The sequence below is a fragment of the Betaproteobacteria bacterium genome, from assembly GCA_016720065.1.
Lineage (GTDB): Bacteria > Pseudomonadota > Gammaproteobacteria > Burkholderiales > Rhodocyclaceae > SSSZ01.
On sequence record JADJXY010000002.1, the window covers coordinates 2,445,306 to 2,468,811 of the forward strand.

Here is a 23,506-nt window from a genome sequence, read left to right on the forward strand (position 1 = left end):
GGCCTGATGCTTTCCATCGTCACGGCGGTCATCGGCCGCGATCTGCGACTCGCCCTGCGCCGCCAGGCGGATATCGTCTCGGCCCTGTTTTTCTTCATCATCGTGGTCAGCCTCTTCCCCCTGGGCGTCGGCCCGGAGCCCAACCTGCTGCGCAAACTCGCCCCCGGGGTGCTGTGGGTCGCCGCCCTGCTGGCGACCATGCTCTCACTCCCCAGGCTCTTCGCCGACGACCATAGGGACGGCACCCTGGAACAGCTTGCCCTGGCGCCCCACCCCCTGGGGCTTGTGGTTCTCGGCAAAGTGGTCGCTCACTGGCTGGTCTCGGGACTGCCCCTCGCCGTCCTTGCCCCCATCCTGGGCCTGCAATTCGACCTCCCCGCCGACGGGCTCCTGGTGCTCACCGGATCGATTTTGCTCGGCACCCCCGCCCTCTCGGGAATAGGCGGCATCGGCGCCGCGTTAACCCTGGGACTGCGGGGGGGCGGCGTGCTGCTGTCGCTCCTCGTGCTGCCCCTGTATATTCCGGTTTTGATTTTTGGCGCCGGGGCCGTGGATGCCGCCGTTTCCGGCCTCGGTGGCCAGGCCCACCTGTCTCTGTTGGCCGCCCTGACCTGCGCCGCCCTCGGCTTCGCCCCCTGGGCTGCGGCCGCCGCCTTGAAGATCGCCCTCGAATGAAAGACGCCTTCAACCTCTACCGCTTCGCCGCACCGTCCGCCTTCTACCCCCTGGCCGGGGCGCTGGTGCCCTATTTCGCCGCCGTTTCGCTGCTCTTCGGCCTGGCCGGCCTGTGGCTGGGCATGCTGGTCGCCCCCACCGACTTCCAGCAGGGGGAGGGCTACCGCATCATCTTCATCCACGTGCCGGCCTCCTGGATGTCCATGTTCATCTATCTGGTCATGGCCTTCTGGGCGGCCATCGGGCTGGCCTTCAACACCCGGCTTTCCGGCATGATGGCCCAGGCCCTGGCGCCCACCGGGGCGCTCATGGCTTTCCTTTCCCTGTGGACCGGCGCCCTGTGGGGCAAGCCCATGTGGGGCGCCTGGTGGGTGTGGGACGCGCGGCTCACTTCCGAACTGATCCTGCTCTTCCTTTACATCGGCTACATGGCGCTGGTGGCCGCCATCGATGACCCCCGCCGGGCCGACAAGGCCGGTGGTCTGCTCCTGCTGGTGGGCGTGGTGAACGTGCCCATCATCTATTTCTCGGTGAAGTGGTGGAACACCCTGCACCAGGGCGCCTCGGTGAGCCTCACCAAATCGCCTTCCATGGCTTCCACCATGTTGTGGGGCATGCTGCTCATGGCCCTGTGCTTCTGGATGTACTCCATCGCCGTCGCCCTCATGCGGGTGCGCACCCTCATGCTGGAACGGGAGCGCCACACCGACTGGGTCAAGGAACTGCTGGCCGGAGGCGAACGGTAATGATCCACTGGAATAGCTTCGCCGACTTCCTGGCCATGGGCGGGTACGCTGGCTACGTCTGGGGCTCCTTCGGGGTCACCGCCCTCATCATGATCGTTGAACCGATCCTGGTCGCCCGCCATCGAAAGAACACCCTCGCCCTCCTGAAGCGCCAGTTGCGCGCCGAATCCCGCAGCCAATCCGGAAAACCCGACGCATGAAGACCCGCCACAAACGCCTCGCCCTCATCGGCGGCGCCCTTGCCATTCTCGGCGTCATCGCCGCCCTGGTCCTGAACGCCCTCAACAGCAACATCGCCCTCTACATCTCCCCCACCGACGTGGCTGCCGGCAAGGCACCCCAGGACAAGCTTTTCCGCATCGGCGGCCTGGTCAAGGAAGGCAGCCTCAAGCGCCAGGCCGACGGCGTCACCGTGAGCTTCGTCGTCACCGATACCGACAAGGACCTCACCGTCAATTACAAGGGCATCCTCCCCGACCTGTTCAAGGAAGGGAAGGGCGTGGTGGCCCAGGGCAAACTGGGCGGCGAAGGCGTTTTCGTGGCCAGCGAAGTGCTGGCCAAGCACGACGAGAACTACATGCCGCCGGAAGCCGCCAAGGCCGTCGGCGACGCCCACGCCCGGGCGGCCGAGAAGAAGGCGGCGGAAGCGGGCGGTGCGCCCGCCAAGCCGACGGCCAGTTACTGAGTCTATGCCTACGGTTCTACGCAGCGGCCCTTTTCGTTTTTTCTTCTATGCCGGCGACGGCAACGAACCTCCGCATATCCACGTTGCCCGGGACAAGGCAGTGGCAAAATTCTGGCTCGATCCGGTGATGCTGGTCACCAGTGAAGATTTCACCCGCGTCGACCTGAGCCGATTGACAAAACTTGTAACCGAACATCGCAAGACTCTTCTGGAGGCCTGGAATGACTACTTCCACGCTTGAACTCGAGATTCCGGAAATCGCCGGCCTACTGCTTTCCGACGACACGCTGACGGTGGACCTGGCCGATGGCCGGTCGCTGTCCGCCCCCATTGCGTGGTATCCCCGCCTCGCTGCCGGCTCCGCCGCCGAGCGAGCCAATTGGGAACTTGTCGGCCGTGGCCATGGCATCCACTGGCCGGATCTGGACGAGGACATCAGCGTCGAGAACCTGCTCGCCGGCCATGGCTCTGCGGAGCGCCCTGCCTCCTTCAAGCGCTGGCTGGCTGCGCGAGGAGCCTGAGCATGATCCCCGAACTCGGTCACTTCGCCCTTATCCTGGCCCTAGTCGTGGCCGGCATCCTCGGCACCCTGCCCCTCATCGGCGCCCACAGGAACCGTCTGGCGTGGGTGGCACTGGCCCGTCCGGCCGCCGGGGCCTTCGCCCTGCTGGTGACCTTTTCCTTCGCCTGCCTGACCCAGGCCTTCGTCGCCAACGACTTCTCGGTGGTCTATGTGGCCCAGCATTCCAACTCGCTGCTGCCCACCCCCTACCGGGTGGCCGGCGTCTGGGGCGGCCACGAGGGGTCGCTCTTGCTGTGGATGCTGATGCTCTCCTGGTGGGCCGCCGCCGTCGTGCTCTTCTCCCGCCAACTGCCGGAAACCATGGTGGCCCGCGTCCTTGGCGTGCTGGGGCTGGTGGCCTTCGGCTTCCTGCTCTTCATCCTGGTCACCTCCAACCCCTTCGAGCGCCTGCTGCCCGCCGCCGAGGAAGGCCGCGACCTCAACCCGCTCTTGCAGGATCCGGGCCTCATCATCCACCCGCCGCTCCTGTACATGGGCTACGTGGGTTTCTCGGTGGCCTTCGCCTTCGCCATCGCCGCGCTGCTTTCCGGCCAGCTCGACGCCGCCTGGGCGCGCTGGTCCCGGCCGTGGACCACCGCCGCCTGGATCTTCCTCACCCTGGGTATCGCCATGGGCTCCTGGTGGGCCTACTACGAGTTGGGCTGGGGCGGCTGGTGGTTCTGGGATCCGGTGGAGAACGCCTCCTTCATGCCCTGGCTGGTGGGGACGGCCCTGGTTCATAGCCTGGCGGTGACGGAAAAGCGCGGCAGTTTCAAGAACTGGACGGTGCTGCTGGCCATCTCGGCCTTCTCCCTCTCCCTGCTGGGCACCTTCCTGGTCCGCTCCGGGGTGCTGACCTCGGTGCATGCCTTCGCCACCGACCCGGCCCGGGGCATCTTCATCCTCATCTTCCTGGTTGCCGTCATCGGCTCGTCCCTGGCGCTCTTCGCCTGGCGGGCGCCCAAGGTCGGCCTGGGCGGGCGTTTCGGCCTGGTCTCGCGGGAATCCCTGCTGCTCACCAACAACGTTTTGCTGGTGGTGGCCGCCGGTACCGTGCTGCTGGGCACCCTCTACCCGCTGCTCATCGACGCCCTGGCCCTGGGCAAGATTTCCGTCGGCCCCCCCTACTTCAACGCCGTCTTCGTGCCGGTGATGGCGCCGGCGCTCTTTCTCATGGGCGTCGGACCCTTCGCCCGCTGGAAGGAGGCCTCCTTGGCCGAAATCGCCCGCACCGTGCGCTGGGCCTTCGCTGTCGCGGTCGTGGTGGCCGTCGCCCTGCCCCTGGCCTACGGCAGCTGGACGCCCCTGGTCGGCCTCGGCCTCCTGCTGGCGGCCTGGATCGTCGCCACCGCGGTGCTCAATTTCGTCGAGCGGGTGCAGCATACCCGCGCCGGCCAGCCTTTCCTCACCGCCGCCCTGAAGCAGCCGCGCCACTTCTACGGCATGCATCTGGCCCACATCGGCATCGCCGTTTTCACGGTCGGCGTCGCCATGGTGGGCGGTTTCCAGGACGAGAAGGACGTCAAGATGGAACCCGGCGACACCGTCACCGTGGCCGGCTACAGCTTCAGATTCAACGGCGTGAAGGGGGTCGAGGGCCCCAATTACAGCGCCGCCCGGGGCGATGTGGATTTGTCGGTGGACGGCAAGTTTCTGCGCAAGATGGCGCCGGAAAAACGCAATTACCACTCCTCCGCCATGCCTATGACCGAGGCGGCCATCGACGCCGGCTTCCTGCGCGACGTCTATGTCTCCCTCGGCGAGCCCATCGAGCGGGACAAGCCCGAAGGGGCCTGGGCGGTGCGCGTCTACTACAAACCCTTCGTGGACTGGATTTGGGGCGGTTGCGTCCTGATGGCCCTGGGCGGCCTCATGGCCATGCTCGACCGCCGCTACCGGGTCAAGGCCCGTTGCGCTGCCACCCTCCCCGCCGGAGCCCAAAACGCATGAACAAGTATCTCTGGATTCTCGGTGGCTTCGTCGCCCTGGTGGCGTTGTTGGCCGTCGGCCTCGGCCTCAACCCCCGCGACGTGCCCTCGCCCCTGGTGGGCAAGCCGGCGCCGGCCTTCGCCCTGCCCGTCCTGGCCAAGCCGGACCAGGCCTTCGGCCCCAAGGACATGGCCGGCAAGGTGTGGCTCCTGAACGTCTGGTCCTCCTGGTGCGTCTCCTGCCGCCAGGAACACCCGGTCCTGGTGGAATTCGCCAAACGCGCCAGCGTGCCCCTGGTGGGCCTCAATTACAAGGAGGTCCGCGGCGACGGCGAGTTCGACATGAGCAAGATCGCCGCCGACCAGGAAACCAAGCTCGCCATCGAGCGGGCCAGCCGCTGGCTGACCCAGCACGGCGATCCCTACACCCTTTCCGTCCTCGACCTGGACGGCCGCGTCGGCATCGACTACGGCGTCTATGGCGTGCCCGAGACCTACGTCATCGACAAGGCCGGCGTCATCCGCCTGAAGCACACCGGCCCCATCACGCCGGACGTCCTGGGCAGCAAGATCCTGCCCCTGGTCGGGGAGCTTTCCAGGTGAAGCGGCTGTTCCTCGCCTTCGCCCTCGCCTGCTTTGCCCTCGCCGCCACGGCCAAGGATGCGGCACCGCTGGCCGACGACCCGGTGGCGGAAAAACGCCTGATCAAACTCTCCGAGGAACTGCGCTGCCTGGTCTGCCAGAACCAGAACATCGCCGATTCCAACGCCGAACTGGCCCAGGACCTGCGCCGGGAAATCCGCGGCATGATCCAGGCCGGCAAGTCGGACAAGGAAATCATCGACTTCATGGTGGCCCGCTACGGCGACTTCGTCCTCTACCGGCCGCCGGTCAAGGCCACGACCGTCCTGCTCTGGGCCGGCCCCCTGCTGCTCATGTTCCTCGGCCTGGTCGCCCTCGTCCGCTACCTGAGGCAGCGCAACCTCCAGGTCACCGACGATTCTCCCCTCTCCGCCGACGAGGCCCGCCGCGCCGAGGCCCTCCTCAACGAAACCCGCAACCCATGACTCTTTTTGCCGTTTTCGCGACGCTGCTCATCGTCGTCGTCGCTGCCTTCCTGTTGCCTCCCCTATGGTTCGGCAGACGGCCGGACAACGCCGTCACCGAGCGCCGCGAAGCCAATTTGGCCATCTTTCGTGACCAACTGGCGGAACTGGAAAAGGAAAAGAGCGAAGGCAGCCTGACCGAACCCGATTTCGAGCAGGCCCGGCGGGAACTCCAGCACCGCCTGCTGCAGGAAGTGAACGAAGATCTCGCCGTAGCCCAGCAGAGCCGCGCCCCCAGCCGCAAGGCGGCCCTCGCCCTGCTCGTCGCCCTGCCTCTCGCCGCGGTGGGCGTCTATCACCAACTGGGCACGCCGGCCGCCCTGGATCCGCAGGCCCGCGTCGCCCGACCCCAGGTGACGCCGCAGCAGATCGAAGCCATGGTCAGCAAGCTTGCCGAGCGCCTCAAGGCCAATCCGGACGATCCCAAGGGCTGGGTCATGCTGGGCCGTTCCTACAAGGCCATGGGCCGCCTGGCGGAAGCCGCCGAGGCCTACGGCAAGGGTGAAACCCTGGTCCGCCAGGACGCCGGCCTGCTCACCGAATACGCCGAAACCCTGGCCATGGCGGGCAATACCGGCTTCGTCGGCAAGCCGCGGGAATTGGTGGATGCTGCCTTGAAGCTCGATCCGGAAAACGGCCACGCCCTGCTCCTGGCCGGCGCCGCCGCCATGCAGGCCGGCCAGCGGGCCGAAGCACTCCGCTATTGGGAAAAGCTGCTGCCCATGGTCGAACCGGGAACGGAAATCGAGGCCATGCTGAAGAGCAGCATCGAAAAACTGCGCCAGCCGGCCAAGTAGCTTCGCGCCAATGCCCCGTCACTGCGCGAGGCCGGCCCCGCTCACCCTGAGCAATCCGGGAATCCCGGCCAAGCGCCACCCTCCAGCCACGAAAAAGGGCGAGGAATTCCTCGCCCTCGTTGCTGCGCCGGACCGGAAGCGTCAGCGTCCGCCGAAGCGATAGCGCACCCCAATCCAGCCCGCCCGTGGCGCGCCGGGAGCGACGAAGGTTTCGTGCCTCCAGTCGTCGGGATCGGCCTGGAAGGCGCCGTTGGCAAAGGGGTTCTCCGCCAGGATGCCCCCGGTGGCGTAATGCTTGTCGAACAGGTTGGTGACCTTGGCGAACATTTCCCAGCCTGCTCCCAGGTCGGCGTCGGCATTGACGTTGACGATGGCGTAACCGGGAATCTTGCCGGGGCCTTCGTAGGTTTCCCCGCCAGTGCTGCCGGCACGGTGCTGGTTGTTCTCGTTGCCCCGCACGTACTGGCTGCTGAAGGCCTGCACGTCGCCGCCCACCCGCAGCCAGTCCAGGGCCTTCCAGGACAGGCCGAGCTTCAGGCTGTGGGCAGGCAGGCCGGGAATGCGGTCACCGGACTTGACGCGGATTTCGTCGCCCGCACACAGGGCCGAAGCCCCGGCGCTGCTGTTGTTTTCCGCCAGGACGCAGGCGTCTGACCGGAAGGTGGCGTGCAGATAGCTGTAGCTGGCGCTCCAGTCGAAGCGGCGATAGCGCCCGCTGGCCCCGAGTTCGATGCCCTGGCGCAGGGTTTCGCCGAAATTGTCGAAGTAGCCGGCGCTGGTGGACGTTCCCACGAAGAGGATGTCGTCCTTGCTGAGGGTGCGGAAGACGCCGGCGTTCCAGCGGATGTCGCCGGCCAGCTTGCCGCGTAAGCCGGCTTCCAGGGTGCGGGACACCACCTGCTTGAGGAAGGGGTCGGCGGCCATGGCGTTGGGCAGGGAGCAGGGATGGTCCGAGTCGGCGCAACCCAGTTCGATGGGGGTCGGCACCCGGGTGCCCTGGTTGAACCCGACATAGGCATTGAGGGAAGGCATGGCCTGCCAGGTCAGCCCCAGGGCGGGATTGAGCTTGCGGTAGCGATGGTCGCCATCCAGGTTGTGGGGTGCGGATGGATTGAGTTCGTCTATCGTCTTCACCCGGCTGTAGTTGTAGCGCGCTGAGGCGCTCAGGTGGAGGGCCGGGGTGAGGGCGTAGGTGTCGGTGATGAACAGGCTGCTGGTACGGGTGGTGCCGCGCAACTTGTTTTCCAGTTCGTCCTCCTCCAGGTCGGAGACGCCGCGCCCGGCGTCGATCACCCCTTCGGCGGCGGTCTGACGGAAGCGCACCCGGGCCTGATCGTGGGACACGCCCAGGGCCAGGGTGTGGCGGTCGTCGATCAGATTCCATTGCAGGGAGGCCCCGCTCCCATCCTGGATGGTGCGGGTCCGGTTGTGGACCCCGGTTTCCGTCGGCAGGGGGGTCGCGTTGAGGACGGCGTCCTCGTAGGCGTCCTCGTAGTCGTCGTTGGCGTCCCCGTTCAGGGTACTGGTCCGCGTGCGACGATGGTAGAGACTACCCGACAGATTGCTGGCGTCCGAGAGCCACCACTTGCCCGTGAGGGCGATCTGGGTCATCTCGTTTTTCGTGTTGTCGGGGTAGGTGAAAATCTGGTCCCGCCGTTCGCGCAACATCGACAGGGGCAGGACGCCGTTGCCGATCAGGTCCGATCGGCCGTGGGTGAGGGATAGGTCGGCTTCCAGGCGCTCCCCGCGATGGGAGAGCTTGCCGAAAAACTGTTTCACCTCCGAGGGAGAATGATCGCGCCAACCATCTTCGTCAAACCAGTCGGCGGCGACGAACCAGCCCAGGGTGCCGCGATTTCCGCCGTAGGAGGCCTCCACGTTGCGGCGACCGAAGCTGCCAGCAGAAATCTCGACCTCGCCCCCGGCATCGTCAAAACCATTCTTGGTGCGCAGAGACAGGGCGCCGCCCAGGGTATTGAGCCCGAAGAGGGGGTTGGAACCCGGCATCAGGTCCATGGAGGCGATGGCGGACTTGGGGATGAGATCCCAATTGACGGTATCGCCGAAGGCTTCGTTGGCCCGCACGCCGTCCAGGTACACCGAAAGCCCCTGGGGAGTGCCCAGGAGGGGCGAGGCGACGAAGCCCCGGTAATTGAGATCGGCCTGATAGGGGTTGCCCTGGATTTCATTCACATTGACGCTGGGCAGTTGGCGGGCCATGAATTCGGGCAGATTCTGGGCTTCCTTCTCGCGCAAGTCCCGGGCGCGGGTGGACTGGACGTTGGCCGGCACCTGTTCCCGCGCCACGCCCAGGCCCGACAGAGGCGTCGTCCCGACCACCTCGACGGTGGGCAATTGCACGGTGGATTGGGCGGTAGCGGCGCCGCAAAAGGCGGCACCGACGGCGAGGCAGAGGGTACTGCGGGTCCAGATTCGCGTAGACATGGTGTTCCAGTGAAGAAAGGCGGCCTGGAAGGCCGCCGGTTGAACAATCAGGGTTGATCGAGGCTGCCCAGGGCCTTGGGTGAAGTCACCAGTCCCCAGGGCAGCCCGGGAACGGCGATGCTTCCGGTCACCTCGAGCTTCTCGGCATCGATGACGAGCACTTCGTTGGAGCGGCCGCAGGCGACGAGGATTTCCCTTTCGTCCGGAGTGAAGCTGAAATGCCAACAGCGCTGGCCCACCGGAATGTCGAGGAGCTTCTCCAGGCTTGTGGCATCGAAGACCTGCAAGGCATTGTCCCGGGAGGCGGCAACGAAGAGGCGCGCACCGCTGCGGTCGTAGGCCACGCCATAGGGCGTCTTGCCCGTGGCCACTGCCTTGACCGGCTTGAAATCGGCGTCGAGCAGGAGAAGCTTGTCACCGAATTCCAGGGTCACGGCGTAATGCTTGCCGTCCGGCGAGCGCTTGATGCCACGGGGACGGTCGCCGTACGCCTTGGTGGCGACGGTCTTCAGGAGGCGGCCGCTCTTGAGGTCGTACACGGTGATGGTGTTGTCGGCCTCGTTGGTCACCGCCATGCGGCGCCCGTCGGCGGAAAACTCGATGCCTTCGGTTTCCGGGCCGCTGACGATTTCGCGCAGCACCTTGCCCCGCTTCACATCGACGATGGCGATGCGAGCCGGGACCAGATCATCGTCGTCATCGTCGGCAGCGGGGGCGCTGCCCGCCTTGGGCGGGGGACCGCCTTTGGCACTGGGCTCATAGGTGACGTAGACGCGCTCGCCCAGCACCCGGACGAACTCGGGATTCTTGCCGATCTTGACGTGGCGCACAGGTTTCTCACCGCCCAGATCGATTACGGAAAGGTTCCCGCCATCCTTGTTGGCCGTCACCAGAAGGCGGCCGTCCTTGCTGATGCCAATGCCCCGTGGGCCGCCGGCTGCGACATCCAGGGTCCGGATCAGCTTGCGGCTGCCGATGTCGATGACGGCGACGCCGCCGTTCTGCTGGCTGACGTAGGCCAGACCACGATCCAGCGCCCGCGCAGGGGAGGAAAAGCCAAGGCCGATGGCGGCCAAGGTCAGCAATAGACGGGAAGTACGCGACATGATGTCTCCTGGTGGACTGGGATGGGAAAAGACGGGGACGCAGCACCTCGCGCCAGGCCCCCGGCCCGCCCCCGAGGGGCGACGGACCAGGAGGAAATCCCGAACTGCGCGAGGCCAGATCGACGCAGGCGCAGAGTTTAGCCCGACATTCCCCCGAACCCCATCAGCCACAACTGGCCATTTTCCCGGGATGGCATCGGGGCGTCTCGGGAAATTTTCCCGGCGTCCTTGCGCGAGCAAAAAAAGGGAACCCGAAGGTTCCCTGGCTTTGATGATCTCGGAAAAAGATCAGTTTTTCTTGGCCGGCTTGGTGGCGGCAACGTCGCCCTTGAAGTCGTTTTCCACCAGCGGCGGGGCATCCACCTGGGGCACGTGGCACTGGACGCAGTTGTGGCGAGCCGCCGACGCGGCATCGAGCTTGCGCCCTTCACGGTCCACAAAGTGACTGTCGCCGGCCTTGGGAGCTTTCTTCTTCTTGTAGGTATCGGCTCCATGGCAACTCAGGCACTGGTTTTCCTCCAGGCTGATTTCGTCGAAATTCTCGACCGCATGGGGAATCACCGGCGGCTGACTCTTGAAGGTGCGCGCCACCTTCTGCTGCCCGCCGGGCTTGCCGCCCAGATACTGTTTGGCCTCCGGAGCCTGATCGGGGGCCGCGACGTCGGCACCCCGCATGGGCTTTGGGGCTTCCTGCCCGATGGCCTGCGGAGCAAGTGCCCAGCAGGCGGCGGTCGCCAGGATGGCAAAAGTCGTCTTCAAAGAGTGGTTCATGATGGGCGCTCCTCCTAAAAAATCTTCAAATCACGTGGCAGAACCCGACGCCTCCGCGGGAGCCGCAGGCGGTGTCGTTTCCGGGTTGGCGAATCGGGCTCCGAAGCGAAAGACGTCCTTGGAACAGACGTCGATGCAACGGCCGCAGTTGGTACAGCTGGCGGCCAGGATCACCGGGCTGCCGCCTCCTTTGAGGGCGGGGCGGATGACCTGGGGTTCCGGGCAAATCTCGTAACAGTCCATGCAGTCGTTGCAGGCGGCGCGGGCGGGAGCGCTGACGCGCAGAGGGCTCCAGCGGCCGAGAAGGCCGTAGAAGGCGCCCACCGGGCAGAGGTGGCCGCACCAGCCCCGGCTCATGACGAAAAGGTCGAAGAGAAAGACGGCCAGGACGATCGTCCAGGCGGTTCCCAGGCCGAAGATGAGGCCGCGGTGGAGCATGGAAACGGGGTTGACCAGCTCCCACAGCACCACGCCGGTCAGGGCGGAGCCGATCCCGGTCATGGCCAGTATCCAGAAGCGGGTTTCCCGGGCCAGATGGATGCTGCCCTTCAGGCCCAGGCGCTCGCGCAGCCAGCCGGCAGCGTCGGTGACCAGGTTGACCGGGCACACCCAGCTGCAATAGACGCGACCGCCCACCAGAAAATAGAAGGCGACGACGATGGCGACGCCGATGAACCCCAACTTTTCCGGCACATGCCCGGTCATCAGAGACTGCAGGACGACGTAGGCGTCGGTGAGGGGCAGGACGCCCAGGGTCAGGCTGTAGCTGAGGTTGCCCTTGACGATCCACAGACCGGCCAGGGGGCCCAGGAGGAAGAGCGCCAGGATGCCCAGTTGGGACAGGCGGCGCAGCAGCAGCCACTTGTGGGCGGCGAACCAGCCCTTGACGGCGACGGCTTCGGCACCGGTGCGGCGCTTGGCGGTGGCGCTCATTTGCCGCCTCCCAGTCCGGGCGGTGCGCTGGGCACGGGGCCGGCCACGCTGCCGGGCATGCCCGGCGGGGCCGAGGGCACGGCGACACCGCCGCCGGCCGGGTCGTAATGGTTGGGCAGGGTGACGCCTTCCGGCAGGCGGTCGGGCAGGTCCACCACGCTCTTTTCGTCGATGAGGGAATGACCGGCTTTCTGCTTTTCCTCCCAGCCCAGGCGGTAGTGTTCGCCCAGGGCGCCCTTGGCCAGTTTGGCCGGCAGCACGCGGATGGCGGCCTCCTGCAGCACGCAGGCTTTCTCGCACTTGCCGCAGCCGGTGCAGTGCTCGGAATGCACGGTGGGCAGGAACATGGTGTGGCGCCCGGTGCGGGTGTTGGGCACCAGTTCCAGGGTGATGGCCTTGTCGATCACCGGGCACACCCGGTAGCAGACGTCGCAGCGCAGGCCGAGGAAGTTGAGGCAGGTCTCGTGGTCGATGAGCACCGCCAAGCCCATCTTCGCCTTGTTGATGTCGGTGAGCCCGTGGTCGAGGGCGCCCGTCGGGCAGGCCTTGACGCAGGGGATGTCGTCGCACATTTCGCACGGCACCTGGCGGGCGGTGAAGTAGGGGGTGCCGGTGGCCACCGGCGTTTCGGGCCTGGCCAGGCTGAGCGTGTTGTAGGGGCAGTCGCGCACGCACAGGCCGCAGCGGATGCAGGCGCCGAGGAAATCCCCTTCGGCTCCGGCGCCCGGCGGGCGCAGGGCCAGCGCCGGCAGAGCCTTGCTCTGCTTGGCGTAGAGCCCCAGACCGAGGCCCAGCATGCCGACCCCGCAGGCCATCTTGGCGCTGTCGGCGAGGAACTGCCGGCGAGAGGCGGAGGATTGGATTTTGGCCATGGCAGTCAGCCGGCGGGTGGGGCCGTGGCCCCACCCTGTCGCGGCACTCCCTGATTGCCTTGTTCCGCTAATCCACGCCTTAGGCCTTGACCACCTTGCAGGCGCACTTCTTGAAGTCGGTTTCTTTCGAAATCGGGCAAGTAGCGTCCAGGGTCAGTTTGTTGACCAGGCGGCTTTCGTCGAAGAAGGGGATGAAAACCAGTCCGACGGGGGGCTTGTTGCGGCCCTTGGTCTCCACCCGCAGCTGGATTTCACCGCGGCGAGTGCTGACCTTGACCACGTCGTTCCGCGCCAGGCTGCGCTTCTTGGCGTCTTCCGGATGCATGTAGACCACGGCATCAGGTACCGCCTTGTACAGTTCGGGCACGCGCCGGGTCATGGAGCCGGTGTGCCAGTGCTCCAGTACGCGGCCGGTACACAGCCAGAGGTCGAAGTCCGCATCGGGCATTTCGGCGGCAGGCTGGTAAGGCAGGGCGTAGACCACCGCCTTGCCATCCGGGAAGCCGTAGAAGCGCACGCCTTCGCCCTTGGGCACGTAGGTGTCGTAACCTTCGCGGAAGCGCCACAGGGTTTCCTTGCCATCAACCACTGGCCAGCGCAGGCCGCGGGCCTTGTGATAGACGTCGAAGTCGGCCAGGTCGTGGGCCTTGCCACGGCCGAAAGCCGCGTATTCCTCGAAGAGGCCCTTTTGCAGGTAGAAGCCGCAGGCCTGGGACTCGTCGTTCATGTAGTCCTTGATGGCGTGGGCGTTCACCTTCTTGACCTCGTCCAGGCCCCAGCGGGTGGTGTCCTTATTGGCGTAGAGCACGTCGTAGAGGGTCTTGCCCTTGTACTCCGGCATCTTGTCGAGGAGCTCGGCCGGCCAGACTTCTTCCGTCTTGAAGCGCTTGGCGAATTCCACGTATTGCCAGAGATCGGATTTGCACTCGCCCGGCGCCTTCACCTGCTGGCGCCAGAACTGACCCCGGCGCTCGGCGTTGCCGTAGGCGCCTTCCTTCTCCATCCACATGGCAGAGGGCAAGATGAGGTCGGCGGACATGGCGGAAACCGTCGGGTAGACGTCGGAATGGACGACAAAAGCCTTCGGGTTGCGCCAGCCGGGGTAAATTTCCTCGTTGACGTTGGGCCCCGCCTGCATGTTGTTGGTGGTGGTGGACCAGAAGAAGCCCACCTTGCCGTCCTTCAAGGCCCGGGACTGGGCTACGGCGTGCAGACCGATCCAGTCGGGCAGCGTGCCGGCGGGAAGCTTCCAGAGTTTTTCCGAAAGTTCCCGGTGCTTGGGGTTCATGACCACCATGTCGGCCGGCAGGCGGTGGGCGAAGGTGCCCACCTCGCGGGCGGTGCCGCAGGCGGAAGGCTGGCCAGTCAGCGAGAAGGGGCCATTGCCGGGTTCGGAAATCTTGCCCACCAGCAGGTGGACGTTGTAGATCATGTTGTTCACCCAGGTGCCGCGGGTGTGCTGGTTGAAGCCCATGGTCCAGTAGGAGCAGACCTTGGTCTTGGGGTCGGCGTAGGCCTTGGCCAGGGCCTCCAGGTTTTCCTTGGGCACGCCGGAAATTTCGTGCGTCTTGTCCAGGGTGTATTCGGAGACGAAGGCCTTGAACTCGTCGAAGGTCATGGGCGCAGAGTTGTTGGGGTTGCCCTTGGGCTTGCCGTCCTCGCCCGGGTAGCCATTGTTCATGGCCACCTTTTCCAGCGGGTGGTTGGGTCTGAGGCCGTAGCCGATATCAGTGACGCCCTTGGCGAACTTGACGTGCTTGTCCACGAAAGCCTGGTTCACCGCGCCGTTCTGGATGATGTGATTGCAGATGTAGTTGAGGATGGCGAGATCGGACTGGGGATTGAAGATCAGGGTGTTGTCGGCCAGTTCGCAGGAGCGATGGTTGAAGGTGGACAGAACGTGGATCTTCACCTGCTTGGCTGTCAGGCGGCGGTCGGTGATGCGCGACCACAGGATGGGGTGCATCTCGGCCATATTGGAGCCCCACAGCACGAAGGCGTCGGCATGCTCCATGTCGTCGTAGCAGCCCATGGGCTCGTCGATGCCGAAGGTGCGCATGAAGCCGGCCACGGCCGAGGCCATGCAATGGCGGGCGTTGGGGTCGAGGTTGTTGGAGCGGAAGCCGGCCTTGAACAGCTTCGCGGCGGCGTAGCCTTCCCATACGGTCCACTGGCCAGAGCCGAACATGGCGACGTTGCGCGGGCCGCCTTCCTTCAGGGCTGCCTTGCACTTTTCTTCCATGATGTCGAAGGCCTGCTTCCACGACACCGGCTTGAACTCGCCGGCCTTGTCGAACTTGCCGTCCTTCATGCGCAGGAGCGGCTGGGTCAGGCGGTCCTTGCCGTACATGATCTTGGACAGGAAATAGCCCTTGATGCAGTTTAGGCCCCGATTGACCGGCGCGTCCGGGTCGCCCTGGGTGGCCACCACGCGGCCGTCCTTGACGCCTACGAGAACGCCGCAGCCGGTGCCGCAATAGCGGCACACGCCCTTGTCCCAACGCACACCGTCGTCCTTGCCCTTCTGCTGGGCCAGGGCTTCCGGCGCACCAAAGCCGGCCACCGTGGCGGCGGCGGCAACGGCATTGCTCTTGATGAAATCACGCCGGGTCAGTTTCATTTCGATCATTTCAGGCCTCCTCGTCTGGATCGGTTTCATAGCGGTGATACACCATGGCCGCGGACAGGACATCCGGGAGCTGGCGGATCGTTTCGAATCTTTCGACGGTCGCCTCTTCGGAAGCCGTTTCCACGGTGACGATCAGACGACCGTCTTCGGCGACGGCGTGAAGCTCGACACCGGGGAGCGCCGCGAACGCGGCCCGCAAGCCCTCGATTCCCTCGGGCCGGGCGGCCACGATCAGGCTGGAGATATGGGCAGGACAGGACACAGGGTTGACCATGGGCGACTCGTCGTTAACAGGTCGCTGCACTTTAGCCCTACAGGGATTGGGGTGTTTTTAGCACAGGTCAAACTGGCAAGCGGTCGATCCTTCTTTTGGCCAAAGGTTGACCAGGATCAAACCGAAGGAACTAGCCCACTCGGGGAAACAGGGTGCGCACATTGGCGCCGATCTCGCTCACCACCTGCTCCAGGGGCAGTTGGCGCAGCGCGGCGAATTCCCGGGCGATGGGGAGCAGTTCGGCCGGCGTGTTGCGACCGCGATTCAGCCAGGCCGGCGGGATGTCGGGGGCGTCGGTTTCCAGAACGATGGCCGACAACGGCAGGGTCGCCGCCAGGTGGCGGATGCGGGTCGAGCCGCTGTAGGTCATCGCCCCGCCGAATCCCAGCTTGAAGCCGAGGGCGATGAGGGTTTCCGCCTGCTGCCGGCTGCCGTTGAAGGCGTGGGCAATGCCGCCGCGGACGGGGACACGGCGCAGATGCCCGACGATCTGATCGACGGCCCGCCGCACATGCAGGATGACCGGCAGGTCGTGCTTGCGGGCCAGTTTGAGCTGGGCGGCGAAAAAGCGCTCCTGGCGCGGCAGATCGAGTTCGGGAAGGTAGCAGTCGAGACCGATTTCCCCCACGGCGACGGGCCGCTCCCGATGGAGCCAGTCGTCGAGCACATCCACATCTTCTTCATGCGCCTCGCGGACGTACAGCGGATGAAGCCCGTAGGCCGCGAAGCTGCCCGGGTAGACGGCGCAACAGGCCCGCAGGCGCGGGAAATCCACCGCAGCGACCCCGGGGACGATCCACGCCGCAACGCCCTGCTCCCGGGCAGCGGCGACCAGGGTCTCCCGATCGGGGTCGAATTCCCGCGCGTCGAGATGGCAGTGCGTGTCGATCAGCATGCGAGAAAGGGGAAATCCGGCTCCGGCCGGCGCCCGGCGATGAGATCGCACAGGGCCGCCGCCGACCCGCAGGCCAGGGTCCAGCCGAGGGTTCCATGGCCGGTATTGAGCCATAGGTTGTCGTAGCGACAACGCCCGATCAGGGGCCGGTTGGAGGGAGTCGCGGGGCGCAGGCCGCACCAGAAGAGCGGTTCCCCCGCCGGACGCAGGGCGGGAAAGAGTTCCCGCGTCCGGCGCAGCAGAGCCTGGCAGCGCACGGGGTTGAGGTCCAGGTTGTAGCCGTTGAATTCCGCCGTACCCGCGATGCGCAGGCGTTCACCCAGACGCGAGATGACGATCTTGTAACCGTCGTCGGTCAGGCTGACGCTGGGGGCACCGCTGTCCTGCGCCAGCGGCAGGGTGGCGGAGTAGCCCTTGGCCGGAGTCACCGGCAAACGGATCCCCAGGGGCTTGAGCAGTCCCGGGCTGTAACTGCCCAGGGCGACGACGCAGGCGTCGGCGGCCAGCGTCTCGGGCCCGCCCTCCCCCCGCACGACGGCCCCCGTCAGCCGCGGACCGGTGGCCACCAGGCTTTCGACCCTCGTGCCGGTACGGAAGGCGACTCCCGCCGCCCGAGCCCGGTCGGCCAGGGACTGGGTGAAGCGATGGGCGTCGCCGGACTCGTCACTGGCGGTGAAGTCACCCCCCACCAAGAGGGGCCGCGCCCCGGCCAGGGCAGGTTCGATGGCGACACAGGCGTCAGCGGACACGGCCTGCCGGTCCAGCCCCAGGGAACGCATGATGGCCGACGCCTCGGTGGCGCGCCGGAAATCCCCCGCGTCGGTATAGAGATGGAGGATGCCGCGCTGCAACTGGTCGTACTCCAGGGCCAGATCACGGCGCAATTCTCCCAGACAACGCCGGCTGTAGAGCGCCAGGGAAACGATGGCACGGATGTTTTCCCGGGTTCTGCCCGGCAGGCAGTTGGCCAGAAAGGCGAGGCCCCAGCGCAGGAAATCGGGGTCGAGACGCCAGCGCACCAGCAGGGGCGCATCCTCGCGACCGATCCAGGCGGCGACCTTGCCCAGGACGTGAGGATTGGCCCAGGGTTCGGCGTGGGAGACGGAAATCTGGCCCCCGTTGGCAAAACTGGTTTCGAGTCCCGCCCCGGGCTGGCGGTCCACGACCGTGACCTGGTGCCCCTCCCGCGCGAGATACCAGGCGCTCGCGGTGCCGACCACGCCGGCCCCCAGCACCAGAATCCTCATCGGCCGTCCCGCCCACTCCGCAGGATCATTCCAGTCCTCCCCGGTCGCGGGCGATGCGGCTGACTTCGGGGATGTGCCGCAGGCCCCGCAGCACCTGGGCCAGGTGGGCGCGGTTGGCGACCTGGATGGTGAATCCCAGGTCGGTGAACAGGCGCTCCGGACTGGCGTCCATGGATACGTGCTCGATGTTCGATCCCGCTTCGGCGATGGCCGCGGCGACCTGAGCGAGCACGCCGCGGGTGTTCTTGACGTCGACGCGGATGCGCACCTCGAACAGCGCACCGTCTTCCGGCTCCCATTCGACATCGATCCATTTGTGGGGCTCACTGCTGCGCGAGTGCCGGATGGCGGGGCAATCGTGGGTATGGATGACCAGTCCGTGGCCCTTGCGGATCGAGCCGATGATGGGGTCGCCGGGAATGGGCTGGCAACACTTGGCCAACTGGATGGCCATGCCCTCGGTGCCCCGGATGGTGAGGGCGCCGCCCCCCTCCGCCGCCGGAGCGTCGTCCCGGGCCAGAAGGCGCCGGGCCACGACCGAGGGAAGGCGTTTGCCCAGGCCGATGTCAGTGAAGACGTCCTGGCGGGACTTGTTGCCATTGTTCTTGAGAAGCTGTTCCCACGCGGCGTCGGGAACCATGCTGGCCGCGACGCCCAGGGCCAGCAATTCCTGGTTCAAAAGGCGCTCGCCCAGGGAGGCCGATTCCTCGTTCTGCATGGTGCGCAGGAAGTGGCGAATCTTGCTGCGGGCGCGGCCAGTCTTGATGTAGGTGAGCCAGGCCGGATTGGGATTGGCGTGGGCGGCAGTGATGATTTCCACCAGATCGCCGTTCTTGAGTTCGGTGCGCAGGGGCGCCAGTTCGTGATTGACGCGGGCTGCGGTGCAGTGGTTGCCCACATCGGTATGGACGGCATAGGCAAAATCCACCACCGTGGCGCCCCGCGGCAGGGCGAGAATCTTGCCCTTGGGCGTGAAGACGTAGACCTCGTCGGGGAAGAGATCGATCTTGACGTTTTCGAAGAACTCCGCCGAATCACCGCTCTGCATCTCGAGCAGGGACTGCAGCCACTTGTGGGTCTTGATCTGGAGGTCGGCGCCGCTCTGCTCGGTATCCTTGTACAGCCAGTGGGCGGCGATGCCTTCCTGGGCGACGTGGTGCATGGCCTCGGTACGAATCTGCACTTCCACGGGCGTGCCGAAGGGGCCGATGAGCGTCGTGTGCAGGGACTGGTAGCCGTTGGCCTTGGGAATGGCGATGTAATCCTTGAACTTGCCCGGCACGGGCTTGTAGAGCGCGTGCAGCGCCCCCAGGGCAAGATAACTGGCCGGCACGCTTCCGGTGACGACCCGAAATCCATAGATGTCGAGCACCTGGGAGAAGGAGAGCTGCTTCTCCTTCATCTTGCGATAGATGGAATAGAGCGTCTTCTCCCGCCCGAAGACATCGGCGTCGATTCCGGCGGATTTCAACTTGCCGGTGATGCCCTCGGTGATCTTGGTGAGCAATTCCCTCCGGTTGCCCCGGGCCGCCCGCACGGCCTTGGCCACCACTTCGGCCCGGTGCGGGTGCAGCAGGCGGAAGCAGTTGTCCTGCAATTCCCGGTACAGCTTGTTGAGCCCCAGGCGCAGGGCGATGGGCGCATAGATTTCGAGCGTTTCCGCAGCGATGCGGCGCTGTTTGTCGGGGCGTACCGCCGCCATGGTGGCCAGGTTGTGCTGGCGGTCGGCGAGCTTGATGAGCACCACCCGCAGATCGCGGGCCATGGCCATCAGCATCTTGCGGAAATTCTCGGCCTGGGCCTCGTGGTACGAGGCAAACTCCATCTTGTCCAGCTTGGAGAGGCCGTCCACCAGCTCGGCCACTTCGCGGCCGAAACGCTCGCTCAGCTCGCGCTTGGTGGCGCCGGTATCTTCGAGGACGTCATGCAGCAGGGCTGCCATGATCGCCTCGGTATCCATGCGCCATTCGACCACCGCCCCCGCAACGGCGAGGGGATGGGTAATGTAGGGCTCGCCTGAAAGGCGCTTCTGGTTGGCGTGGGCGCGGGCCGAAAAGGCGTAGGCCGCGCGGACGCGCTCGACGTCGGCCGGAGGAAGGTAATCGAGACTGTCTATGAAGACCCGGAAAGCCGGGTCTTCAAGGGCGGGGGGCGACGACGGATCCATCGCTCTCGACCGCCCGCATCGTCAGGCCTGACCGCGATTGAGGACTTCCAGGCCAATCTTGCCGAGAGCCAGTTCGCGCAGGGCGATGACCGTCGGCTTGTCCTTTTCGGGGTCGACCAGCGGCGTGGCGCCGTTGGCGAGCTGACGCGCCCGGTAGGTGGCCGCCAGGGTCATCTGGAAGCGGTTGGGAATTCTTTTCAGACAATCGTCGACGGTGATGCGGGCCATGGGGGAAAACCTCACTGCAGCAAGTGTTGAATCAGGGTGGCGTGGCGCTCGCCCTGGACGGCGTAGCGCAGACGAGAAGCACGGACGATAAGAAGCAATTCCTCGCTTGCCCGCTGCAACTCCTTGTTAATGATAGCATAGTCGAACTCACCCACATGCCGCATTTCGGCCTGGGCTGCGGCGAGACGACGGGCGATGACCTCGTCGCTATCGGTCCCCCGCCCGCGCAGGCGGCGCTCCAGTTCCTCCAGCGAGGGGGGCAGGATGAAAATCCCCACCGCTTCCGGGAAGAGGCTGCGCACCTGGCGCGCCCCCTGCCAATCGATTTCCAGCAGCACGTCCCGACCCGCGGCAAGCTCCGCCTGGATCCAGGATTTCGACGTGCCGTAGTAATTGCCGTGCACCTTGGCCCATTCAAGGAACTCCCCCCGCTCGACCATGGCCTTGAAGGCGTCCACATCGGTGAAGCGGTAGTCGCGGCCATCGACCTCGCCGGGACGGGGCGCCCGGGTGGTGGTGGAAACGGAGAGGCCCACGCCCGGATCGGCCTCCAGGAGGCCGCGCACCAGGGTGGTCTTTCCCGCCCCGGACGGTGCCGCGACGACGTAAAGGCTGCCGGCCATGCTCATTCCAGGTTCTGGATCTGCTCGCGCATTTGCTCGATGAGCAGTTTGAGTTCCATGGCAGCCTGGGAAACCTCGGTGAGGGCGGATTTCGATCCCAGGGTATTGGCTTCCCGGTTGAGTTCCTGCATGAGGAAATCGAGACGCTTGCCGCAGGCACCGCCCTGCTTGAGGATGCGATCCACCTCATCCAGGTGGGCAATCAGGCGGGAGAGTTCCTCGGCCACGTCGATGCGGGTGGCGAAGACGGCGACTTCCTGCAACACCCGGTCGTCGTTCGAAGCGCCCAGGGCCTCGTGCAGGCGTTGCTTGAGTTTTTCGGTAAACAGCGCCTGGGCTTCGGGTATGCGGGGGCCGACGGCGGCGACGATGTCGCGCATGCGGGCGACTCGTTCGGCGATCATGGTGGCGAGCTTGGCGCCTTCCCGGCCGCGGGTGGCGGTGAATTCCGCCAGAACGGCTTCGGCCAGCTCCAGAACCTGGGGAGCCATGGCGGCGAAATCGACGCTCTGGTCGCCGAAAATGCAGGGCCAGCGCAACACGTCGCTGACCGTGAGAGGAGCGGCATCGGGCAGACGGTCACGCACCCGGCGGCTCAGGTCGGCCAGGGTATCCACCAGGTCGCTCTTGAGCAGCAGTTGATCGCCGCGACCGGCGGAGCCGTTGTAAGCCAGGCGGCACTCGAGCTTGCCGCGGGCCAGCCGACTGACGAACAGCTCACGCAAGGGGATTTCGACAAAACGAAGTTCCTCGGCGACGCGGAAATGCAGGTCGAGAAAGCGGGAATTGACGCTCTTGAGCTCCAGTTGCAGCGTTCCCCGCTCGACGTCCCGGGTTTTTACGGCATAGCCGGTCATGCTGTAGATCATGGTATCGGGGAATCTCGGCTTTACAGGTCTGGCCCCAGACCCGAAAATGGCTGCAAAAGTGCATCATAACCGGGACTCTGATGGCCCAACAAGCCAACCACGCGCTGCCTAACGGTTTTCAGCTCGAGGAATACACCATTGAACGCCAGCTCTCCCTGGGCGGGTTTTCGATCGTCTATCTCGCGCAGGATCTCGAGGGGCGCCAGGTCGCGATCAAGGAATATCTTCCCAACAGCCTCGCCCTGCGCGGCGAGGGCGAGACCAAGCCCCAGATCTCCCCCGACCATCAGGCAGCCTTCCGCTACGGCATGAAGTGCTTTTTCGAGGAAGGCCGCGCCCTGGCCCGGCTTTCGCACCCCAACGTGATCCGGGTGTTGAATTTCTTCCGCGCCAACGAGACCGTGTACATGGTCATGGAATATGAGCACGGCCGCACCCTGCAGGAATTCATCCAGAAGCACCAGGGTCACATTTCGGAGCGTTTCATGCGCGGCCTGTTCACCCGCATGCTCAACGGCCTGCGCGAAGTGCATTCCAACAAGCTGCTGCACCTGGACTTGAAGCCCTCCAACGTCTACATGCGCACCGACAATTCGCCGGTCCTGATCGATTTCGGCGCGGCGCGTCAGACGCTCGCCTCGGACCAGCCCATGTTGAAGCCCATGTACACCCCCGGCTTCGCCTCGCCCGAACATTACGGTTCGCGCAAGGATCTGGGGCCCTGGAGCGACATCTACAGCGTGGGCGCCTCGATGTACGCCTGCCTGGCCGGCTGCGCGCCCCAGGCAGCGGACGACCGCATCAAGAAGGACTCCCTCACCCCGGCGATGGTGCGCTGGGACGGGCAGTACTCGGATCGGCTCCTGGAGATCATCGACTGGTGCCTCAACCTCAATCACCTCTACCGCCCGCAGAGCGTGTTCGCGCTCCAGAAGGCCCTGGTTGAGGAGATCACGCCCCCCACCGAAAGAAAAGCACCGGGATGGCTTAACCGCGTCGTCGGCAAAATCAAGGGAGCAGCGAAACGATGAGATTCACCATTTATCAGGAGTCGCGCCAGGGAGGCCGGGCAAACAACGAGGATCGCGTGGCTTACTGCTATTCCCGCGACGCGCTGCTCATGGTCGTGGCCGACGGCATGGGGGGGCACTTCTACGGTGAGATCGCCGCGCAGATCGCGGTCCAGACCATGACCGACAGCTTCCAGCAGGAAGCCCATCCCAACATCGGCGATCCCTTCCGCTTCCTGCAGAAGGCCATGACCAACGCCCACCACGCCATCCTCGACTACTCGGCCAAGCACCACCTCAGCGATTCGCCCCGCACCACTTGCGTCGCCTGCGTCATCCAGGACAGCGTGGCTTATTGGGCCCACGCCGGCGATTCCCGCCTTTTCGTCCTGCGCCGGGGCAAGGTTTTCGCCCAGACCCGCGATCATTCCCGCGTCCGGCTGCTGATCGAGGAAGGCGTCATCTCGGAGGCCCAAGCCGCAGTCCATCCGGAGCGCAACAAGATCTACAGTTGTCTCGGTGGCGGCCAGACTCCGGAAATCGAGTTTTCCCGCAAGACCCCCCTGGAGGACGGCGACATCGTTCTGCTGTGCTCCGACGGCCTGTGGGGTGTCACCTCCGGGGAAGCCATGGCGCTCACGCTCAAGGGCGCCAATCTGCTCCAGGCAGCCCCCATGATCATGGGACAGGCGGAGGTCAAGGGCGGTCCCACGGGGGACAATCTTTCCCTGGTGGCCGTACGCTGGGAGGAAACCTACGTCGAACCCTCGGCGAGTTCCGTGTCGACCCAGACCATGGCCATGGGCGAGGTCACCACCCGCCTGGACGAATTCGGACGCAACCCCGCCGCCAAGACCGACCTCACCGAGCACGAGATCGAGAGGGCCATCGAGGAAATCCGCCTGGCCATCGACAAATACACCCCCAAGAAATAGAGG

General features: G+C 65.5%; 25 protein-coding genes. 12 read left to right on the forward strand and 13 right to left on the reverse strand.

Annotation, left to right across the window (positions count from 1 at the left end; translation table 11 throughout):
- Nucleotides 1-6 precede the first annotated feature (6 nt).
- Genes ccmB through ccmI form a run of 10 tightly spaced genes read left to right on the forward strand, consistent with a single transcriptional unit; the run spans nucleotide 7 to nucleotide 6,499 of the window.
- A complete protein-coding gene (ccmB, locus tag IPM73_14675) occupies nucleotides 7-675 on the forward strand; it encodes a heme exporter protein CcmB (GenBank protein ID MBK8919245.1) in 669 nt (222 codons plus the stop codon).
- Complete coding sequence (gene ccsA, locus IPM73_14680; protein MBK8919246.1) at nucleotides 672-1,421, forward strand: cytochrome c biogenesis protein CcsA; 750 nt, start codon at nucleotides 672-674, stop codon at nucleotides 1,419-1,421. Before ccmB ends, ccsA begins: the two co-directional genes overlap by 4 nt.
- A complete protein-coding gene (ccmD, locus tag IPM73_14685) occupies nucleotides 1,421-1,621 on the forward strand; it encodes a heme exporter protein CcmD (protein MBK8919247.1) in 201 nt (66 codons plus the stop codon). Before ccsA ends, ccmD begins: the two co-directional genes overlap by 1 nt.
- A complete protein-coding gene (ccmE, locus tag IPM73_14690) occupies nucleotides 1,618-2,106 on the forward strand; it encodes a cytochrome c maturation protein CcmE (GenBank protein MBK8919248.1) in 489 nt (162 codons plus the stop codon). Before ccmD ends, ccmE begins: the two co-directional genes overlap by 4 nt.
- 4 nt (nucleotides 2,107-2,110) lie before the next feature.
- The gene (locus tag IPM73_14695; GenBank protein ID MBK8919249.1) at nucleotides 2,111-2,347 is read left to right on the forward strand and encodes a DUF4160 domain-containing protein; all 237 of its coding nucleotides are present in this window, start codon (nucleotides 2,111-2,113) and stop codon (nucleotides 2,345-2,347) included.
- On the forward strand, nucleotides 2,328-2,627 hold the full coding sequence (locus IPM73_14700) for a DUF2442 domain-containing protein (GenBank protein MBK8919250.1): 300 nt from the start codon (nucleotides 2,328-2,330) through the stop codon (nucleotides 2,625-2,627). The genes IPM73_14695 and IPM73_14700 overlap by 20 nt, the downstream gene beginning before the upstream one ends.
- A 2-nt stretch (nucleotides 2,628-2,629) precedes the next feature.
- Nucleotides 2,630-4,618: a heme lyase CcmF/NrfE family subunit gene (locus tag IPM73_14705; protein MBK8919251.1), complete on the forward strand. Its 1,989-nt coding sequence runs from the start codon at nucleotides 2,630-2,632 to the stop codon at nucleotides 4,616-4,618.
- Nucleotides 4,615-5,199: a DsbE family thiol:disulfide interchange protein gene (locus IPM73_14710; protein MBK8919252.1), complete on the forward strand. Its 585-nt coding sequence runs from the start codon at nucleotides 4,615-4,617 to the stop codon at nucleotides 5,197-5,199. Before IPM73_14705 ends, IPM73_14710 begins: the two co-directional genes overlap by 4 nt.
- A complete protein-coding gene (locus IPM73_14715) occupies nucleotides 5,196-5,663 on the forward strand; it encodes a cytochrome c-type biogenesis protein CcmH (protein ID MBK8919253.1) in 468 nt (155 codons plus the stop codon). The genes IPM73_14710 and IPM73_14715 overlap by 4 nt, the downstream gene beginning before the upstream one ends.
- Complete coding sequence (gene ccmI, locus IPM73_14720) at nucleotides 5,660-6,499, forward strand: c-type cytochrome biogenesis protein CcmI (protein MBK8919254.1); 840 nt, start codon at nucleotides 5,660-5,662, stop codon at nucleotides 6,497-6,499. The genes IPM73_14715 and ccmI overlap by 4 nt, the downstream gene beginning before the upstream one ends.
- 141 nt (nucleotides 6,500-6,640) lie before the next feature.
- Here ccmI and IPM73_14725 read toward each other — a convergent pair whose 3' ends face one another.
- The 13 genes from IPM73_14725 to IPM73_14785 form a co-directional block, all read right to left on the reverse strand.
- Nucleotides 6,641-8,944 (reverse strand): TonB-dependent receptor, encoded by a 2,304-nt coding sequence (locus IPM73_14725; protein MBK8919255.1) that lies wholly within the window; start codon nucleotides 8,942-8,944, stop codon nucleotides 6,641-6,643.
- Nucleotides 8,945-8,991: 47 nt separating this feature from the next.
- Nucleotides 8,992-10,050 (reverse strand): beta-propeller fold lactonase family protein, encoded by a 1,059-nt coding sequence (locus IPM73_14730; GenBank protein MBK8919256.1) that lies wholly within the window; start codon nucleotides 10,048-10,050, stop codon nucleotides 8,992-8,994.
- A 288-nt stretch (nucleotides 10,051-10,338) separates the two neighbouring features.
- Nucleotides 10,339-10,821: a nitrate reductase cytochrome c-type subunit gene (locus IPM73_14735; protein MBK8919257.1), complete on the reverse strand. Its 483-nt coding sequence runs from the start codon at nucleotides 10,819-10,821 to the stop codon at nucleotides 10,339-10,341.
- A gap of 30 nt (nucleotides 10,822-10,851) precedes the next feature.
- Nucleotides 10,852-11,754 (reverse strand): quinol dehydrogenase ferredoxin subunit NapH, encoded by a 903-nt coding sequence (napH, locus tag IPM73_14740; protein ID MBK8919258.1) that lies wholly within the window; start codon nucleotides 11,752-11,754, stop codon nucleotides 10,852-10,854.
- Entirely contained in the window at nucleotides 11,751-12,626 is an 876-nt protein-coding gene (napG, locus tag IPM73_14745) for a ferredoxin-type protein NapG (protein MBK8919259.1), read from the reverse strand. Before napG ends, napH begins: the two co-directional genes overlap by 4 nt.
- Before the next feature lie 79 nt (nucleotides 12,627-12,705).
- Nucleotides 12,706-15,246: a nitrate reductase catalytic subunit NapA gene (napA, locus tag IPM73_14750; protein MBK8919260.1), complete on the reverse strand. Its 2,541-nt coding sequence runs from the start codon at nucleotides 15,244-15,246 to the stop codon at nucleotides 12,706-12,708.
- Between the two features lie 10 nt (nucleotides 15,247-15,256).
- Complete coding sequence (locus IPM73_14755; protein ID MBK8919261.1) at nucleotides 15,257-15,529, reverse strand: chaperone NapD; 273 nt, start codon at nucleotides 15,527-15,529, stop codon at nucleotides 15,257-15,259.
- A gap of 130 nt (nucleotides 15,530-15,659) precedes the next feature.
- A complete protein-coding gene (locus IPM73_14760) occupies nucleotides 15,660-16,424 on the reverse strand; it encodes a TatD family hydrolase (GenBank protein MBK8919262.1) in 765 nt (254 codons plus the stop codon).
- Complete coding sequence (locus tag IPM73_14765) at nucleotides 16,418-17,671, reverse strand: D-amino acid dehydrogenase (protein ID MBK8919263.1); 1,254 nt, start codon at nucleotides 17,669-17,671, stop codon at nucleotides 16,418-16,420. Before IPM73_14765 ends, IPM73_14760 begins: the two co-directional genes overlap by 7 nt.
- A 25-nt stretch (nucleotides 17,672-17,696) precedes the next feature.
- Nucleotides 17,697-19,838, reverse strand: a complete 2,142-nt coding sequence (locus IPM73_14770; protein ID MBK8919264.1) for a bifunctional (p)ppGpp synthetase/guanosine-3',5'-bis(diphosphate) 3'-pyrophosphohydrolase — start codon at nucleotides 19,836-19,838, stop codon at nucleotides 17,697-17,699.
- A gap of 21 nt (nucleotides 19,839-19,859) precedes the next feature.
- Nucleotides 19,860-20,066, reverse strand: a complete 207-nt coding sequence (locus tag IPM73_14775; GenBank protein ID MBK8919265.1) for a DNA-directed RNA polymerase subunit omega — start codon at nucleotides 20,064-20,066, stop codon at nucleotides 19,860-19,862.
- A gap of 11 nt (nucleotides 20,067-20,077) precedes the next feature.
- Nucleotides 20,078-20,689, reverse strand: a complete 612-nt coding sequence (gmk, locus tag IPM73_14780; protein ID MBK8919266.1) for a guanylate kinase — start codon at nucleotides 20,687-20,689, stop codon at nucleotides 20,078-20,080.
- 2 nt (nucleotides 20,690-20,691) lie between these two features.
- Nucleotides 20,692-21,558 carry a YicC family protein gene (locus tag IPM73_14785; GenBank protein MBK8919267.1) on the reverse strand — a complete coding sequence of 289 codons (867 nt, stop codon included), beginning with the start codon at nucleotides 21,556-21,558 and terminating at the stop codon, nucleotides 20,692-20,694.
- An 80-nt stretch (nucleotides 21,559-21,638) separates the two neighbouring features.
- Here IPM73_14785 and IPM73_14790 point away from each other — a divergent pair, with 80 nt between their 5' ends.
- Nucleotides 21,639-22,589 carry a serine/threonine protein kinase gene (locus tag IPM73_14790; GenBank protein MBK8919268.1) on the forward strand — a complete coding sequence of 317 codons (951 nt, stop codon included), beginning with the start codon at nucleotides 21,639-21,641 and terminating at the stop codon, nucleotides 22,587-22,589.
- Entirely contained in the window at nucleotides 22,586-23,503 is a 918-nt protein-coding gene (locus tag IPM73_14795) for a serine/threonine-protein phosphatase (protein ID MBK8919269.1), read from the forward strand. Before IPM73_14790 ends, IPM73_14795 begins: the two co-directional genes overlap by 4 nt.
- Nucleotides 23,504-23,506 lie beyond the last annotated feature (3 nt).